This window comes from Vibrio sp. AH4, from assembly GCF_030710545.1.
GTDB classification, from domain to species: domain Bacteria; phylum Pseudomonadota; class Gammaproteobacteria; order Enterobacterales; family Vibrionaceae; genus Vibrio; species Vibrio metoecus.
In genome coordinates this window covers 2514745-2535007 of record NZ_JALAIV010000001.1, presented here as the reverse complement: position 1 = coordinate 2535007, position 20263 = coordinate 2514745, and the positions used below count along the sequence as shown (strand labels likewise).

Below are 20263 nucleotides of genomic sequence, written 5' to 3'. Positions count from 1 at the left end.
TGTGAGCGAGCGTGTCGCGCGGAATTTTAAATGGATTCTTAACTAAAGTTAACATTAGTTCTGTATTGATTTTGTGGCAAAGGAAAAGTGTCAACAAGCAAGACACTTAAAAGTACTAGAGTTTGAGGCTATCTATGGGAATTCATGCTTTGTTGTCTTTAACGAATCTGGCAGCCAACCAGTTGCTTGTTATTGATAGAAATGGAAATGTTACGGTAATCAATTCAGGTGAACCAGTGCCAGAAGGCGCGATCATCCTAGATCCCAACGGTAGTAGCCTAGTTCCCGGTGAACAAGCCAAACTTAGCGCGCAACTTGCGGATGCTCAAGGCAATACCCAACCTATAACCAATGATATTGAGCAGATTTTAACGGCTCTAGAACAAGGCGCCGATCCTACCGCATTAGGGGAGGACCTAGCCCCAGCCGCAGGCGGAGTTCAAGGCTCTGCACTGACAACAGCCGCTTCAATTGACCGTGATGGTACAGAAATTATTGCCGCTACCCAATTTGATACAGCAGGCTTTGAAGCACTAGGACTTTCAAGAACGCAAAGTTTGAGTTTGCTGAACCTGCTTCAAGCTCCCACTGCTCCCATTATTCCAGTTGTAGCAGAAGAACCTGACTCTCCAATTGTAATTAATACAATCACAGGAGATAGTGCAGCCGAAGGCAGCAACAATACCTTCTCTGTAAACCTATCAGGTACTATTAGCACTGAAACTACAATCGTGTTGACACTGGCTAGTGGTACCGCTACCAAAGATGTCGATTTCAATGGTACCTCAGTCATCGTTGTCATTAATGGTGTGAGCCAGACAGTGCCAGTTAATCAAGATGGCACTTTCCAAGTGGCTGTTCCGACCAATACAAACAGCTTTAGCGTTCAAGTTTCGACTGCCGATGACGGCATTTACGAAGGAAATGAGACCTTCACACTGAGTGGAAAAAGTGCTACTCAAGAGACGGCTATTATCGGAACAGCGACCATCGTGGATGACAACGCGCCAGTCATCGACGACGCGACCGTGAATAACGTGTCAGAGAGCATCGCGAACGGCACCGAAGTGTACGACGTCCAGGAAGCGCGCACCGGCAACGACACCGACCTCGATGGTGAAGCACTGCAATACACCTTCGTGCACCGCGACAACACCCGCAGCACGACCAGTGAAGACGGCGCGTTCAGCATCGACCCCGCCACCGGTAAGATCACCGTGCTCGATACCACCAAGGTGGACTACGAGAGTGCCACGTCCATCGTCCTGAAAGTCGAAACGACCGACGGCGTGAACACAGACACGGCAGACATCACACTCAACCTGACGAACGAGAACGACAACGCGCCGGTCATCGACGACGCGACCGTGAATAACGTGTCAGAGAGCATCGCGAACGGCACCGAAGTGTACGACGTCCAGGAAGCGCGCACTGGCAACGACACCGACCTCGATGGTGAAGCACTGCAATACACCTTCGTGCACCGCGACAACACCCGCAGCACGACCAGTGAAGACGGCGCGTTCAGCATCGACCCCGCCACCGGTAAGATCACCGTGCTCGATACCACCAAGGTGGACTACGAGAGTGCCAGGTCCATCGTCCTGAAAGTCGAAACGACCGACGGCGTGAACACAGACACCGCAGACATCACACTCAACCTGACGAACGAGAACGACAACGCGCCGGTCATCAACGACGCGACTGTGAATAACGTGCCAGAGAGCATAACGAACGGCACCGAAGTGTACGATGTGCAGGAAGCGCGCACCGGCAACGATACCGACCTCGATGGTGAAGCACTGCAATACACCTTCGTGCACCGCGACAACACCCGCAGCACCACCAGTGAAGACGGCGCGTTCAGCATTGACCCTGATACCGGTAAGATTATCGTGCTCGACACCACAAAAGTGGACTACGAAAGCGCGACATCCATCGTTCTGACCGTTGAGACGACCGATGGGGTGAACACCGATACCGCGAACATCACACTCAACCTGACAAACGTGAACGACAGTGACACGGTCTTCACCAAAGAGAGTGAGACGTTCAACTATGCGGAAGGCACGGCGGCGGGTGTAACGCTGGGCAAAGTCACAGCGACCGACGCCGATGGCGACAGCATCAGTTACAGCATCGCGCAAGAGCACAACGTGTACGCGGCGGATGATGTGAATAAAGAGCGTCCGTTCTACCAGGTGGATGCGAACGGCAATGTGAGTCTGACCGAGGCGGGTGCGAAAGCGTTCACCAACGACTACGAGTCTGGCCGAAACACGCACACCATCACGGTGACGGCGACGGGCACAGACGGTTCGGGCGCGGACACCACAGACACCATCGAGGTGACGCTGAACGAAACCAATGTCAACGACAGTGACACGGTCTTCACCAAAGAGAGTGAGACGTTCAACTATGCGGAAGGCACGGCGGCGGGTGTAACGCTGGGCAAAGTCACAGCGACCGACGCCGATGGCGACAGCATCAGTTACAGCATCGCGCAAGAGCACAACGTGTACGCGGCGGATGATGTGAATAAAGAGCGTCCGTTCTACCAGGTGGATGCGAACGGCAATGTGAGTCTGACCGAGGCGGGTGCGAAAGCGTTCACCAACGACTACGAGTCTGGCCGAAACACGCACACCATCACGGTGACGGCGACGGGCACAGACGGTTCGGGCGCGGACACCACAGACACCATCGAGGTGACGCTGAACGAAACCAATGTCAACGACAGTGACACGGTCTTCACCAAAGAGAGTGAGACGTTCAACTATGCGGAAGGCACGGCGGCGGGTGTAACGCTGGGCAAAGTCACAGCGACCGACGCCGATGGCGACAGCATCAGTTACAGCATCGCGCAAGAGCACAACGTGTACGCGGCGGATGATGTGAATAAAGAGCGTCCGTTCTACCAGGTGGATGCGAACGGCAATGTGAGTCTGACCGAGGCGGGTGCGAAAGCGTTCACCAACGACTACGAGTCTGGCCGAAACACGCACACCATCACGGTGACGGCGACGGGCACAGACGGTTCGGGCGCGGACACCACAGACACCATCGAGGTGACGCTGAACGAAACCAATGTCAACGACAGTGACACGGTCTTCACCAAAGAGAGTGAGACGTTCAACTATGCGGAAGGCACGGCGGCGGGTGTAACGCTGGGCAAAGTCACAGCGACCGACGCCGATGGCGACAGCATCAGTTACAGCATCGCGCAAGAGCACAACGTGTACGCGGCGGATGATGTGAATAAAGAGCGTCCGTTCTACCAGGTGGATGCGAACGGCAATGTGAGTCTGACCGAGGCGGGTGCGAAAGCGTTCACCAACGACTACGAGTCTGGCCGAAACACGCACACCATCACGGTGACGGCGACGGGCACAGACGGTTCGGGCGCGGACACCACAGACACCATCGAGGTGACGCTGAACGAAACCAATGTCAACGACAGTGACACGGTCTTCACCAAAGAGAGTGAGACGTTCAACTATGCGGAAGGCACGGCGGCGGGTGTAACGCTGGGCAAAGTCACAGCGACCGACGCCGATGGCGACAGCATCAGTTACAGCATCGCGCAAGAGCACAACGTGTACGCGGCGGATGATGTGAATAAAGAGCGTCCGTTCTACCAGGTGGATGCGAACGGCAATGTGAGTCTGACCGAGGCGGGTGCGAAAGCGTTCACCAACGACTACGAGTCTGGCCGAAACACGCACACCATCACGGTGACGGCGACGGGCACAGACGGTTCGGGCGCGGACACCACAGACACCATCGAGGTGACGCTGAACGAAACCAATGTCAACGACAGTGACACGGTCTTCACCAAAGAGAGTGAGACGTTCAACTATGCGGAAGGCACGGCGGCGGGTGTAACGCTGGGCAAAGTCACAGCGACCGACGCCGATGGCGACAGCATCAGTTACAGCATCGCGCAAGAGCACAACGTGTACGCGGCGGATGATGTGAATAAAGAGCGTCCGTTCTACCAGGTGGATGCGAACGGCAATGTGAGTCTGACCGAGGCGGGTGCGAAAGCGTTCACCAACGACTACGAGTCTGGCCGAAACACGCACACCATCACGGTGACGGCGACGGGCACAGACGGTTCGGGCGCGGACACCACAGACACCATCGAGGTGACGCTGAACGAAACCAATGTCAACGACAGTGACACGGTCTTCACCAAAGAGAGTGAGACGTTCAACTATGCGGAAGGCACGGCGGCGGGTGTAACGCTGGGCAAAGTCACAGCGACCGACGCCGATGGCGACAGCATCAGTTACAGCATCGCGCAAGAGCACAACGTGTACGCGGCGGATGATGTGAATAAAGAGCGTCCGTTCTACCAGGTGGATGCGAACGGCAATGTGAGTCTGACCGAGGCGGGTGCGAAAGCGTTCACCAACGACTACGAGTCTGGCCGAAACACGCACACCATCACGGTGACGGCGACGGGCACAGACGGTTCGGGCGCGGACACCACAGACACCATCGAGGTGACGCTGAACGAAACCAATGTCAACGACAGTGACACGGTCTTCACCAAAGAGAGTGAGACGTTCAACTATGCGGAAGGCACGGCGGCGGGTGTAACGCTGGGCAAAGTCACAGCGACCGACGCCGATGGCGACAGCATCAGTTACAGCATCGCGCAAGAGCACAACGTGTACGCGGCGGATGATGTGAATAAAGAGCGTCCGTTCTACCAGGTGGATGCGAACGGCAATGTGAGTCTGACCGAGGCGGGTGCGAAAGCGTTCACCAACGACTACGAGTCTGGCCGAAACACGCACACCATCACGGTGACGGCGACGGGCACAGACGGTTCGGGCGCGGACACCACAGACACCATCGAGGTGACGCTGAACGAAACCAATGTCAACGACAGTGACACGGTCTTCACCAAAGAGAGTGAGACGTTCAACTATGCGGAAGGCACGGCGGCGGGTGTAACGCTGGGCAAAGTCACAGCGACCGACGCCGATGGCGACAGCATCAGTTACAGCATCGCGCAAGAGCACAACGTGTACGCGGCGGATGATGTGAATAAAGAGCGTCCGTTCTACCAGGTGGATGCGAACGGCAATGTGAGTCTGACCGAGGCGGGTGCGAAAGCGTTCACCAACGACTACGAGTCTGGCCGAAACACGCACACCATCACGGTGACGGCGACGGGCACAGACGGTTCGGGCGCGGACACCACAGACACCATCGAGGTGACGCTGAACGAAACCAATGTCAACGACAGTGACACGGTCTTCACCAAAGAGAGTGAGACGTTCAACTATGCGGAAGGCACGGCGGCGGGTGTAACGCTGGGCAAAGTCACAGCGACCGACGCCGATGGCGACAGCATCAGTTACAGCATCGCGCAAGAGCACAACGTGTACGCGGCGGATGATGTGAATAAAGAGCGTCCGTTCTACCAGGTGGATGCGAACGGCAATGTGAGTCTGACCGAGGCGGGTGCGAAAGCGTTCACCAACGACTACGAGTCTGGCCGAAACACGCACACCATCACGGTGACGGCGACGGGCACAGACGGTTCGGGCGCGGACACCACAGACACCATCGAGGTGACGCTGAACGAAACCAATGTCAACGACAGTGACACGGTCTTCACCAAAGAGAGTGAGACGTTCAACTATGCGGAAGGCACGGCGGCGGGTGTAACGCTGGGCAAAGTCACAGCGACCGACGCCGATGGCGACAGCATCAGTTACAGCATCGCGCAAGAGCACAACGTGTACGCGGCGGATGATGTGAATAAAGAGCGTCCGTTCTACCAGGTGGATGCGAACGGCAATGTGAGTCTGACCGAGGCGGGTGCGAAAGCGTTCACCAACGACTACGAGTCTGGCCGAAACACGCACACCATCACGGTGACGGCGACGGGCACAGACGGTTCGGGCGCGGACACCACAGACACCATCGAGGTGACGCTGAACGAAACCAATGTCAACGACAGTGACACGGTCTTCACCAAAGAGAGTGAGACGTTCAACTATGCGGAAGGCACGGCGGCGGGTGTAACGCTGGGCAAAGTCACAGCGACCGACGCCGATGGCGACAGCATCAGTTACAGCATCGCGCAAGAGCACAACGTGTACGCGGCGGATGATGTGAATAAAGAGCGTCCGTTCTACCAGGTGGATGCGAACGGCAATGTGAGTCTGACCGAGGCGGGTGCGAAAGCGTTCACCAACGACTACGAGTCTGGCCGAAACACGCACACCATCACGGTGACGGCGACGGGCACAGACGGTTCGGGCGCGGACACCACAGACACCATCGAGGTGACGCTGAACGAAACCAATGTCAACGACAGTGACACGGTCTTCACCAAAGAGAGTGAGACGTTCAACTATGCGGAAGGCACGGCGGCGGGTGTAACGCTGGGCAAAGTCACAGCGACCGACGCCGATGGCGACAGCATCAGTTACAGCATCGCGCAAGAGCACAACGTGTACGCGGCGGATGATGTGAATAAAGAGCGTCCGTTCTACCAGGTGGATGCGAACGGCAATGTGAGTCTGACCGAGGCGGGTGCGAAAGCGTTCACCAACGACTACGAGTCTGGCCGAAACACGCACACCATCACGGTGACGGCGACGGGCACAGACGGTTCGGGCGCGGACACCACAGACACCATCGAGGTGACGCTGAACGAAACCAATGTCAACGACAGTGACACGGTCTTCACCAAAGAGAGTGAGACGTTCAACTATGCGGAAGGCACGGCGGCGGGTGTAACGCTGGGCAAAGTCACAGCGACCGACGCCGATGGCGACAGCATCAGTTACAGCATCGCGCAAGAGCACAACGTGTACGCGGCGGATGATGTGAATAAAGAGCGTCCGTTCTACCAGGTGGATGCGAACGGCAATGTGAGTCTGACCGAGGCGGGTGCGAAAGCGTTCACCAACGACTACGAGTCTGGCCGAAACACGCACACCATCACGGTGACGGCGACGGGCACAGACGGTTCGGGCGCGGACACCACAGACACCATCGAGGTGACGCTGAACGAAACCAATGTCAACGACAGTGACACGGTCTTCACCAAAGAGAGTGAGACGTTCAACTATGCGGAAGGCACGGCGGCGGGTGTAACGCTGGGCAAAGTCACAGCGACCGACGCCGATGGCGACAGCATCAGTTACAGCATCGCGCAAGAGCACAACGTGTACGCGGCGGATGATGTGAATAAAGAGCGTCCGTTCTACCAGGTGGATGCGAACGGCAATGTGAGTCTGACCGAGGCGGGTGCGAAAGCGTTCACCAACGACTACGAGTCTGGCCGAAACACGCACACCATCACGGTGACGGCGACGGGCACAGACGGTTCGGGCGCGGACACCACAGACACCATCGAGGTGACGCTGAACGAAACCAATGTCAACGACAGTGACACGGTCTTCACCAAAGAGAGTGAGACGTTCAACTATGCGGAAGGCACGGCGGCGGGTGTAACGCTGGGCAAAGTCACAGCGACCGACGCCGATGGCGACAGCATCAGTTACAGCATCGCGCAAGAGCACAACGTGTACGCGGCGGATGATGTGAATAAAGAGCGTCCGTTCTACCAGGTGGATGCGAACGGCAATGTGAGTCTGACCGAGGCGGGTGCGAAAGCGTTCACCAACGACTACGAGTCTGGCCGAAACACGCACACCATCACGGTGACGGCGACGGGCACAGACGGTTCGGGCGCGGACACCACAGACACCATCGAGGTGACGCTGAACGAAACCAATGTCAACGACAGTGACACGGTCTTCACCAAAGAGAGTGAGACGTTCAACTATGCGGAAGGCACGGCGGCGGGTGTAACGCTGGGCAAAGTCACAGCGACCGACGCCGATGGCGACAGCATCAGTTACAGCATCGCGCAAGAGCACAACGTGTACGCGGCGGATGATGTGAATAAAGAGCGTCCGTTCTACCAGGTGGATGCGAACGGCAATGTGAGTCTGACCGAGGCGGGTGCGAAAGCGTTCACCAACGACTACGAGTCTGGCCGAAACACGCACACCATCACGGTGACGGCGACGGGCACAGACGGTTCGGGCGCGGACACCACAGACACCATCGAGGTGACGCTGAACGAAACCAATGTCAACGACAGTGACACGGTCTTCACCAAAGAGAGTGAGACGTTCAACTATGCGGAAGGCACGGCGGCGGGTGTAACGCTGGGCAAAGTCACAGCGACCGACGCCGATGGCGACAGCATCAGTTACAGCATCGCGCAAGAGCACAACGTGTACGCGGCGGATGATGTGAATAAAGAGCGTCCGTTCTACCAGGTGGATGCGAACGGCAATGTGAGTCTGACCGAGGCGGGTGCGAAAGCGTTCACCAACGACTACGAGTCTGGCCGAAACACGCACACCATCACGGTGACGGCGACGGGCACAGACGGTTCGGGCGCGGACACCACAGACACCATCGAGGTGACGCTGAACGAAACCAATGTCAACGACAGTGACACGGTCTTCACCAAAGAGAGTGAGACGTTCAACTATGCGGAAGGCACGGCGGCGGGTGTAACGCTGGGCAAAGTCACAGCGACCGACGCCGATGGCGACAGCATCAGTTACAGCATCGCGCAAGAGCACAACGTGTACGCGGCGGATGATGTGAATAAAGAGCGTCCGTTCTACCAGGTGGATGCGAACGGCAATGTGAGTCTGACCGAGGCGGGTGCGAAAGCGTTCACCAACGACTACGAGTCTGGCCGAAACACGCACACCATCACGGTGACGGCGACGGGCACAGACGGTTCGGGCGCGGACACCACAGACACCATCGAGGTGACGCTGAACGAAACCAATGTCAACGACAGTGACACGGTCTTCACCAAAGAGAGTGAGACGTTCAACTATGCGGAAGGCACGGCGGCGGGTGTAACGCTGGGCAAAGTCACAGCGACCGACGCCGATGGCGACAGCATCAGTTACAGCATCGCGCAAGAGCACAACGTGTACGCGGCGGATGATGTGAATAAAGAGCGTCCGTTCTACCAGGTGGATGCGAACGGCAATGTGAGTCTGACCGAGGCGGGTGCGAAAGCGTTCACCAACGACTACGAGTCTGGCCGAAACACGCACACCATCACGGTGACGGCGACGGGCACAGACGGTTCGGGCGCGGACACCACAGACACCATCGAGGTGACGCTGAACGAAACCAATGTCAACGACAGTGACACGGTCTTCACCAAAGAGAGTGAGACGTTCAACTATGCGGAAGGCACGGCGGCGGGTGTAACGCTGGGCAAAGTCACAGCGACCGACGCCGATGGCGACAGCATCAGTTACAGCATCGCGCAAGAGCACAACGTGTACGCGGCGGATGATGTGAATAAAGAGCGTCCGTTCTACCAGGTGGATGCGAACGGCAATGTGAGTCTGACCGAGGCGGGTGCGAAAGCGTTCACCAACGACTACGAGTCTGGCCGAAACACGCACACCATCACGGTGACGGCGACGGGCACAGACGGTTCGGGCGCGGACACCACAGACACCATCGAGGTGACGCTGAACGAAACCAATGTCAACGACAGTGACACGGTCTTCACCAAAGAGAGTGAGACGTTCAACTATGCGGAAGGCACGGCGGCGGGTGTAACGCTGGGCAAAGTCACAGCGACCGACGCCGATGGCGACAGCATCAGTTACAGCATCGCGCAAGAGCACAACGTGTACGCGGCGGATGATGTGAATAAAGAGCGTCCGTTCTACCAGGTGGATGCGAACGGCAATGTGAGTCTGACCGAGGCGGGTGCGAAAGCGTTCACCAACGACTACGAGTCTGGCCGAAACACGCACACCATCACGGTGACGGCGACGGGCACAGACGGTTCGGGCGCGGACACCACAGACACCATCGAGGTGACGCTGAACGAAACCAATGTCAACGACAGTGACACGGTCTTCACCAAAGAGAGTGAGACGTTCAACTATGCGGAAGGCACGGCGGCGGGTGTAACGCTGGGCAAAGTCACAGCGACCGACGCCGATGGCGACAGCATCAGTTACAGCATCGCGCAAGAGCACAACGTGTACGCGGCGGATGATGTGAATAAAGAGCGTCCGTTCTACCAGGTGGATGCGAACGGCAATGTGAGTCTGACCGAGGCGGGTGCGAAAGCGTTCACCAACGACTACGAGTCTGGCCGAAACACGCACACCATCACGGTGACGGCGACGGGCACAGACGGTTCGGGCGCGGACACCACAGACACCATCGAGGTGACGCTGAACGAAACCAATGTCAACGACAGTGACACGGTCTTCACCAAAGAGAGTGAGACGTTCAACTATGCGGAAGGCACGGCGGCGGGTGTAACGCTGGGCAAAGTCACAGCGACCGACGCCGATGGCGACAGCATCAGTTACAGCATCGCGCAAGAGCACAACGTGTACGCGGCGGATGATGTGAATAAAGAGCGTCCGTTCTACCAGGTGGATGCGAACGGCAATGTGAGTCTGACCGAGGCGGGTGCGAAAGCGTTCACCAACGACTACGAGTCTGGCCGAAACACGCACACCATCACGGTGACGGCGACGGGCACAGACGGTTCGGGCGCGGACACCACAGACACCATCGAGGTGACGCTGAACGAAACCAATGTCAACGACAGTGACACGGTCTTCACCAAAGAGAGTGAGACGTTCAACTATGCGGAAGGCACGGCGGCGGGTGTAACGCTGGGCAAAGTCACAGCGACCGACGCCGATGGCGACAGCATCAGTTACAGCATCGCGCAAGAGCACAACGTGTACGCGGCGGATGATGTGAATAAAGAGCGTCCGTTCTACCAGGTGGATGCGAACGGCAATGTGAGTCTGACCGAGGCGGGTGCGAAAGCGTTCACCAACGACTACGAGTCTGGCCGAAACACGCACACCATCACGGTGACGGCGACGGGCACAGACGGTTCGGGCGCGGACACCACAGACACCATCGAGGTGACGCTGAACGAAACCAATGTCAACGACAGTGACACGGTCTTCACCAAAGAGAGTGAGACGTTCAACTATGCGGAAGGCACGGCGGCGGGTGTAACGCTGGGCAAAGTCACAGCGACCGACGCCGATGGCGACAGCATCAGTTACAGCATCGCGCAAGAGCACAACGTGTACGCGGCGGATGATGTGAATAAAGAGCGTCCGTTCTACCAGGTGGATGCGAACGGCAATGTGAGTCTGACCGAGGCGGGTGCGAAAGCGTTCACCAACGACTACGAGTCTGGCCGAAACACGCACACCATCACGGTGACGGCGACGGGCACAGACGGTTCGGGCGCGGACACCACAGACACCATCGAGGTGACGCTGAACGAAACCAATGTCAACGACAGTGACACGGTCTTCACCAAAGAGAGTGAGACGTTCAACTATGCGGAAGGCACGGCGGCGGGTGTAACGCTGGGCAAAGTCACAGCGACCGACGCCGATGGCGACAGCATCAGTTACAGCATCGCGCAAGAGCACAACGTGTACGCGGCGGATGATGTGAATAAAGAGCGTCCGTTCTACCAGGTGGATGCGAACGGCAATGTGAGTCTGACCGAGGCGGGTGCGAAAGCGTTCACCAACGACTACGAGTCTGGCCGAAACACGCACACCATCACGGTGACGGCGACGGGCACAGACGGTTCGGGCGCGGACACCACAGACACCATCGAGGTGACGCTGAACGAAACCAATGTCAACGACAGTGACACGGTCTTCACCAAAGAGAGTGAGACGTTCAACTATGCGGAAGGCACGGCGGCGGGTGTAACGCTGGGCAAAGTCACAGCGACCGACGCCGATGGCGACAGCATCAGTTACAGCATCGCGCAAGAGCACAACGTGTACGCGGCGGATGATGTGAATAAAGAGCGTCCGTTCTACCAGGTGGATGCGAACGGCAATGTGAGTCTGACCGAGGCGGGTGCGAAAGCGTTCACCAACGACTACGAGTCTGGCCGAAACACGCACACCATCACGGTGACGGCGACGGGCACAGACGGTTCGGGCGCGGACACCACAGACACCATCGAGGTGACGCTGAACGAAACCAATGTCAACGACAGTGACACGGTCTTCACCAAAGAGAGTGAGACGTTCAACTATGCGGAAGGCACGGCGGCGGGTGTAACGCTGGGCAAAGTCACAGCGACCGACGCCGATGGCGACAGCATCAGTTACAGCATCGCGCAAGAGCACAACGTGTACGCGGCGGATGATGTGAATAAAGAGCGTCCGTTCTACCAGGTGGATGCGAACGGCAATGTGAGTCTGACCGAGGCGGGTGCGAAAGCGTTCACCAACGACTACGAGTCTGGCCGAAACACGCACACCATCACGGTGACGGCGACGGGCACAGACGGTTCGGGCGCGGACACCACAGACACCATCGAGGTGACGCTGAACGAAACCAATGTCAACGACAGTGACACGGTCTTCACCAAAGAGAGTGAGACGTTCAACTATGCGGAAGGCACGGCGGCGGGTGTAACGCTGGGCAAAGTCACAGCGACCGACGCCGATGGCGACAGCATCAGTTACAGCATCGCGCAAGAGCACAACGTGTACGCGGCGGATGATGTGAATAAAGAGCGTCCGTTCTACCAGGTGGATGCGAACGGCAATGTGAGTCTGACCGAGGCGGGTGCGAAAGCGTTCACCAACGACTACGAGTCTGGCCGAAACACGCACACCATCACGGTGACGGCGACGGGCACAGACGGTTCGGGCGCGGACACCACAGACACCATCGAGGTGACGCTGAACGAAACCAATGTCAACGACAGTGACACGGTCTTCACCAAAGAGAGTGAGACGTTCAACTATGCGGAAGGCACGGCGGCGGGTGTAACGCTGGGCAAAGTCACAGCGACCGACGCCGATGGCGACAGCATCAGTTACAGCATCGCGCAAGAGCACAACGTGTACGCGGCGGATGATGTGAATAAAGAGCGTCCGTTCTACCAGGTGGATGCGAACGGCAATGTGAGTCTGACCGAGGCGGGTGCGAAAGCGTTCACCAACGACTACGAGTCTGGCCGAAACACGCACACCATCACGGTGACGGCGACGGGCACAGACGGTTCGGGCGCGGACACCACAGACACCATCGAGGTGACGCTGAACGAAACCAATGTCAACGACAGTGACACGGTCTTCACCAAAGAGAGTGAGACGTTCAACTATGCGGAAGGCACGGCGGCGGGTGTAACGCTGGGCAAAGTCACAGCGACCGACGCCGATGGCGACAGCATCAGTTACAGCATCGCGCAAGAGCACAACGTGTACGCGGCGGATGATGTGAATAAAGAGCGTCCGTTCTACCAGGTGGATGCGAACGGCAATGTGAGTCTGACCGAGGCGGGTGCGAAAGCGTTCACCAACGACTACGAGTCTGGCCGAAACACGCACACCATCACGGTGACGGCGACGGGCACAGACGGTTCGGGCGCGGACACCACAGACACCATCGAGGTGACGCTGAACGAAACCAATGTCAACGACAGTGACACGGTCTTCACCAAAGAGAGTGAGACGTTCAACTATGCGGAAGGCACGGCGGCGGGTGTAACGCTGGGCAAAGTCACAGCGACCGACGCCGATGGCGACAGCATCAGTTACAGCATCGCGCAAGAGCACAACGTGTACGCGGCGGATGATGTGAATAAAGAGCGTCCGTTCTACCAGGTGGATGCGAACGGCAATGTGAGTCTGACCGAGGCGGGTGCGAAAGCGTTCACCAACGACTACGAGTCTGGCCGAAACACGCACACCATCACGGTGACGGCGACGGGCACAGACGGTTCGGGCGCGGACACCACAGACACCATCGAGGTGACGCTGAACGAAACCAATGTCAACGACAGTGACACGGTCTTCACCAAAGAGAGTGAGACGTTCAACTATGCGGAAGGCACGGCGGCGGGTGTAACGCTGGGCAAAGTCACAGCGACCGACGCCGATGGCGACAGCATCAGTTACAGCATCGCGCAAGAGCACAACGTGTACGCGGCGGATGATGTGAATAAAGAGCGTCCGTTCTACCAGGTGGATGCGAACGGCAATGTGAGTCTGACCGAGGCGGGTGCGAAAGCGTTCACCAACGACTACGAGTCTGGCCGAAACACGCACACCATCACGGTGACGGCGACGGGCACAGACGGTTCGGGCGCGGACACCACAGACACCATCGAGGTGACGCTGAACGAAACCAATGTCAACGACAGTGACACGGTCTTCACCAAAGAGAGTGAGACGTTCAACTATGCGGAAGGCACGGCGGCGGGTGTAACGCTGGGCAAAGTCACAGCGACCGACGCCGATGGCGACAGCATCAGTTACAGCATCGCGCAAGAGCACAACGTGTACGCGGCGGATGATGTGAATAAAGAGCGTCCGTTCTACCAGGTGGATGCGAACGGCAATGTGAGTCTGACCGAGGCGGGTGCGAAAGCGTTCACCAACGACTACGAGTCTGGCCGAAACACGCACACCATCACGGTGACGGCGACGGGCACAGACGGTTCGGGCGCGGACACCACAGACACCATCGAGGTGACGCTGAACGAAACCAATGTCAACGACAGTGACACGGTCTTCACCAAAGAGAGTGAGACGTTCAACTATGCGGAAGGCACGGCGGCGGGTGTAACGCTGGGCAAAGTCACAGCGACCGACGCCGATGGCGACAGCATCAGTTACAGCATCGCGCAAGAGCACAACGTGTACGCGGCGGATGATGTGAATAAAGAGCGTCCGTTCTACCAGGTGGATGCGAACGGCAATGTGAGTCTGACCGAGGCGGGTGCGAAAGCGTTCACCAACGACTACGAGTCTGGCCGAAACACGCACACCATCACGGTGACGGCGACGGGCACAGACGGTTCGGGCGCGGACACCACAGACACCATCGAGGTGACGCTGAACGAAACCAATGTCAACGACAGTGACACGGTCTTCACCAAAGAGAGTGAGACGTTCAACTATGCGGAAGGCACGGCGGCGGGTGTAACGCTGGGCAAAGTCACAGCGACCGACGCCGATGGCGACAGCATCAGTTACAGCATCGCGCAAGAGCACAACGTGTACGCGGCGGATGATGTGAATAAAGAGCGTCCGTTCTACCAGGTGGATGCGAACGGCAATGTGAGTCTGACCGAGGCGGGTGCGAAAGCGTTCACCAACGACTACGAGTCTGGCCGAAACACGCACACCATCACGGTGACGGCGACGGGCACAGACGGTTCGGGCGCGGACACCACAGACACCATCGAGGTGACGCTGAACGAAACCAATGTCAACGACAGTGACACGGTCTTCACCAAAGAGAGTGAGACGTTCAACTATGCGGAAGGCACGGCGGCGGGTGTAACGCTGGGCAAAGTCACAGCGACCGACGCCGATGGCGACAGCATCAGTTACAGCATCGCGCAAGAGCACAACGTGTACGCGGCGGATGATGTGAATAAAGAGCGTCCGTTCTACCAGGTGGATGCGAACGGCAATGTGAGTCTGACCGAGGCGGGTGCGAAAGCGTTCACCAACGACTACGAGTCTGGCCGAAACACGCACACCATCACGGTGACGGCGACGGGCACAGACGGTTCGGGCGCGGACACCACAGACACCATCGAGGTGACGCTGAACGAAACCAATGTCAACGACAGTGACACGGTCTTCACCAAAGAGAGTGAGACGTTCAACTATGCGGAAGGCACGGCGGCGGGTGTAACGCTGGGCAAAGTCACAGCGACCGACGCCGATGGCGACAGCATCAGTTACAGCATCGCGCAAGAGCACAACGTGTACGCGGCGGATGATGTGAATAAAGAGCGTCCGTTCTACCAGGTGGATGCGAACGGCAATGTGAGTCTGACCGAGGCGGGTGCGAAAGCGTTCACCAACGACTACGAGTCTGGCCGAAACACGCACACCATCACGGTGACGGCGACGGGCACAGACGGTTCGGGCGCGGACACCACAGACACCATCGAGGTGACGCTGAACGAAACCAATGTCAACGACAGTGACACGGTCTTCACCAAAGAGAGTGAGACGTTCAACTATGCGGAAGGCACGGCGGCGGGTGTAACGCTGGGCAAAGTCACAGCGACCGACGCCGATGGCGACAGCATCAGTTACAGCATCGCGCAAGAGCACAACGTGTACGCGGCGGATGATGTGAATAAAGAGCGTCCGTTCTACCAGGTGGATGCGAACGGCAATGTGAGTCTGACCGAGGCGGGTGCGAAAGCGTTCACCAACGACTACGAGTCTGGCCGAAACACGCACACCATCACGGTGACGGCGACGGGCACAGACGGTTCGGGCGCGGACACCACAGACACCATCGAGGTGACGCTGAACGAAACCAACGTGGATGAAGCGCTTAGTATTTCTGGGTTGAATGGGGCGAATGCTGAACTAACTGTTCATGAATCGAATCTTTCGGATGGTTCGTCACCAGATAACTCTGCTCTTAGTAAAGTAGGGAGTTTTAGCTTTACTTCTATTGACGGATTAGCGTCTTTAGTTATTGCTGGTCATAGTTTCAATGTGACCGAACTGCTTGCATTGAACTCCTCTGACGCAACGATTTCAACGCCTTATGGTGAACTAACCTTGACGGGGTTCAGTGGTGATCTCACTGGTGGAACGATTCAATATGAATATACGTTGAATGACAATGTGGATAACGATTCAGCCACTAATGCAAATGGCGCGGACTATACCGATCATATCTCTGTTACTGTCATTGATGTAGATGGTAGTCAGGTCACTGATAGCTTAGATGTTAAAATTGTCGATGATGTTTCTACGGCTCTTAATGATAGTGGAGAAGTAGACATTGTTGTTGACAGTTTCACGGTATCTGGTGTGGTTGCTAACTGGACATCATGGAGTAATGGTACCAACGTAACCACGTTTGATGGAACCAACGCACCAAATGGTGGCGGCTTAGATAATGACAGCGGTAAAGACCAAATCCGTTGGGGGCAACCCGCCAGTTCATACAGCTCTGGCTACGGATTTATCGATAACGATAGTGCTCTAAATGGTGAGTTCGCCTTAAACCAAGATATTATTTTAGGTACTTTTACTCATTACAATTATCCCGTTTATTCAGGTGGTGCGATTACCAGTGCGAGTATGGATGTTGCGTTTTCCGTGACAGATGCTCACGGTGTGCTCACACCTGTGACGTTGAAGCTGAATTTTGATCACAACGAAACACCAAATACCAATGATCCGGAAGCATCAAAAGACATCATCAAAGTTGGTAATACCAATGTAACTTTTGAAAATGCAGGGGCTCTCTATACCTTGCAAGTGATTGGCTTTAGGATCCCAGGCACTAATCAAATCGTGACGGAAATTAGAACGGGTGAAAACGCAACGAATAGCTATGAATTAGTTGTTCGTGTTGGCCCTGGTGAAGGGTATGAATTGCCATCTACATCAGGCAACGTATTAGCCAATGATGTTTCTGGGGCAGATGTCGATATGACGATTGTCGGAGCTGCCTCTGGTAATCACGTGAGCTCCGGTGTTTCAGGCAGCGTTGGCTCTATGATTGCGGGTCTGTATGGTAATTTGATCCTACTCGCTGATGGTAGCTACACATACCAAGTGACAGCGAATGCATCTTCGATTCCTAATGATGCAATCGAAACTTTCACTTACACCATGAAAGATGGCGATGGTGATACTTCAACGGCGCTACTTTCTATCAATGTGAACCGAGTTACGATGGCGGATTTCAATGCTAACCAAGATCATAAGGTTGGTTTGGAAGACTCCGAAGTAGCGGGTAATGTGTTAGCCAATGATGGAAGCAAAAACACCTCAGTGGATCATTTCACGGTAGGTAATGATGCCACTTCTCACGCAGTGGGTAGCCCTGTTAGTTTAGAGCAAGGTGAACTGACGCTCAATTCGGATGGCAGTTACACATTTAAGCCAGCAGATAACTGGAATGGTGAAGTTCCAGTTATTACCTACACAACCAACACTGGAAAAACGAGCACACTAGCCATCACCATCACCCCTGTTGATGATGCTACGGTTACTCAACCTGATCATAAGTCGATCTCAGAAGATACTATTGCGACAGGTAATGTGCTGGCGAATGATAGCGATATAGACAGCACTCTCTCTGTGACCAGTTTCCATGTTGAGGGCGTCAATGGGGTTTATACCGCTGGCAATACGACGTATCAGCTGGCTGAAGGTACTCTAGTGCTTAAGGCAAATGGTGATTATACCTTTGATCCAAAAGATAACTGGAGCGGCTCACTGCCAGAAATTACCTATACCACCAATACCGGAGCAACCGGAACACTGAACATCCATGTCGAGGCGGTGGCTGATGCACCGAACCTTACTATCAACGGCTATACCTCTGTTGCTGCAATCAATTTCGAGGATGTGAGATTGAATGGCAGTTGGGATGGCGTGATTGCGAATCAGATTCACGGTTTGAACACGATTGGAACATGGCATACCAGCAACAATAGCGGGAAAGTTGAAATCGGTTACGAAAATATCTATGTATCCGGTGGTTCTTCAACAAATAAAGTCATGGAAATTGAGTTCAATAACGGTGACAAGACGCTGTATACCAATATTCATGCTCAAGCGGGTCGCTTTTATGAGCTAGAGTTTGATATTGCAGCTCGTGCTGGTTCTGTGAACAGTTCAGGTTTAACCATTAAGCTTGTTCCTCTGAACGCTTACGGTGTTCCTATCATGGCAGAAGCAATCACGCTTTATGATTTCAATCCAACCAATGCGGACTGGTTGAAAGATCAAAAAGTCACGCTTCCTATAGATCAAACCGGGGAATATCGTCTGTTGTTTGAAGGAGATAACGCTGATAGCTATGGGGCGATTTTAGATAATTTGGCATTTAAAGTTGTTGATAATATGGGCTACCGCGGAGATTTCATTAAACTGAGTGAAATTTCCACGTCACTGAATGATACCGATACCTCTGAAACCTTGAGTCTTAAATTAAAAGGGATGCCAGAAGGTTCGATATTGAAAGACGATCAAGGTCATGAAGTTACAGTGGGTTCAAACGGTGAGGTAGATATTACAGGATGGGATTACAGCAGCTTACAAATTAAGACGCCGAACCATGGTAATTTCAATATTACCGTTGAAGCTACGGCGACTGAAAGCAGTAACCAAGATAGTGCAACGACGAGTGCGACAATTCCGGTTACGGTATTACATCCTAATGAGTATGTAGGAGGTGGCGGTGTCGATTCTTTCTTGTTGAACAAAACCGATGGTGATAATGCCAACTTGAATATTTCTCTAAGTGGTTATTGGGAGGGAGGTAATGCCTTGGGTAATACCGTGCAAAATGTCGGAGTTACGATTGATACGGACTTGGTGATCCATTCAGGAGATAGTAACGATTACATTGAGTTAGGTATTAGTCGCGCGGATAATACGGTTTATACTGGTAGCTCAATTCCTAACTCTAGTAATTCCACGCCATCACAATCCACGCTAGCGAATAGCGCGTTTATGAAAAATGACGTGATTACTGATCAGGATGGTAAATTACTAGATAGTGTATTGAAAGATTCTCACCTTCAACCAACTACTGATACGGTCAATTTAGGTAGTGGTAACGATACCGTTTATGGCGGAGGTGGAAACCTTGCCGCTTATGGCGGAGCGGGTAATGACACTCTGATTGGCGGTGATGGCAACGATGCACTCAGAGGTGGTGCGGATAATGACTATCTTTCAGGAGGTCGTGGTAATGACGTTTTACGTGGTGATTCAGGTAACGACGTTCTGATCGGTGGCCTTGGCAATGACATCCTAACTGGTGGCTCAGGTGAAGATCTCTTCAAATGGGTTGCCGGAGATTTAGATGGTGGTAGAGATCGAATTACCGACTTTACTATTCATCAAGACAAGATTGATTTAAGTGATTTGTTCGATAATCCATCGGATCAAGATGTGACGGCACTATTGGAAAGCATTAAATCAACGGTGACGGGTGATGATCATTCATCGTCATTCACAGTGCGACAGGGGAATGATTCAGTCACAATCCAACTAGATGGAGTCTCCGCGACTGACTTAATGAATGACTTGGCTTCGATAATCCAGATTAAAGAAGACTAGCACTTGCCTTTAATAAAAATCCCGCCGACTGGCGGGATTTTTGTCTCTGGAGAGTATGAAGTCTACTTCGTATTAGTTGG

At 55.1% G+C, this 20263-nt stretch carries 1 protein-coding gene; it reads left to right on the top strand.

The features are described from left to right. The first annotated feature begins 134 nt into the window (after positions 1-134). Positions 135-20183, top strand: coding sequence for an Ig-like domain-containing protein (locus tag MKA69_RS11675; protein ID WP_305848249.1), 20049 nt, complete (start codon positions 135-137; stop codon positions 20181-20183). The last annotated feature ends 80 nt before the right edge of the window (positions 20184-20263 follow it).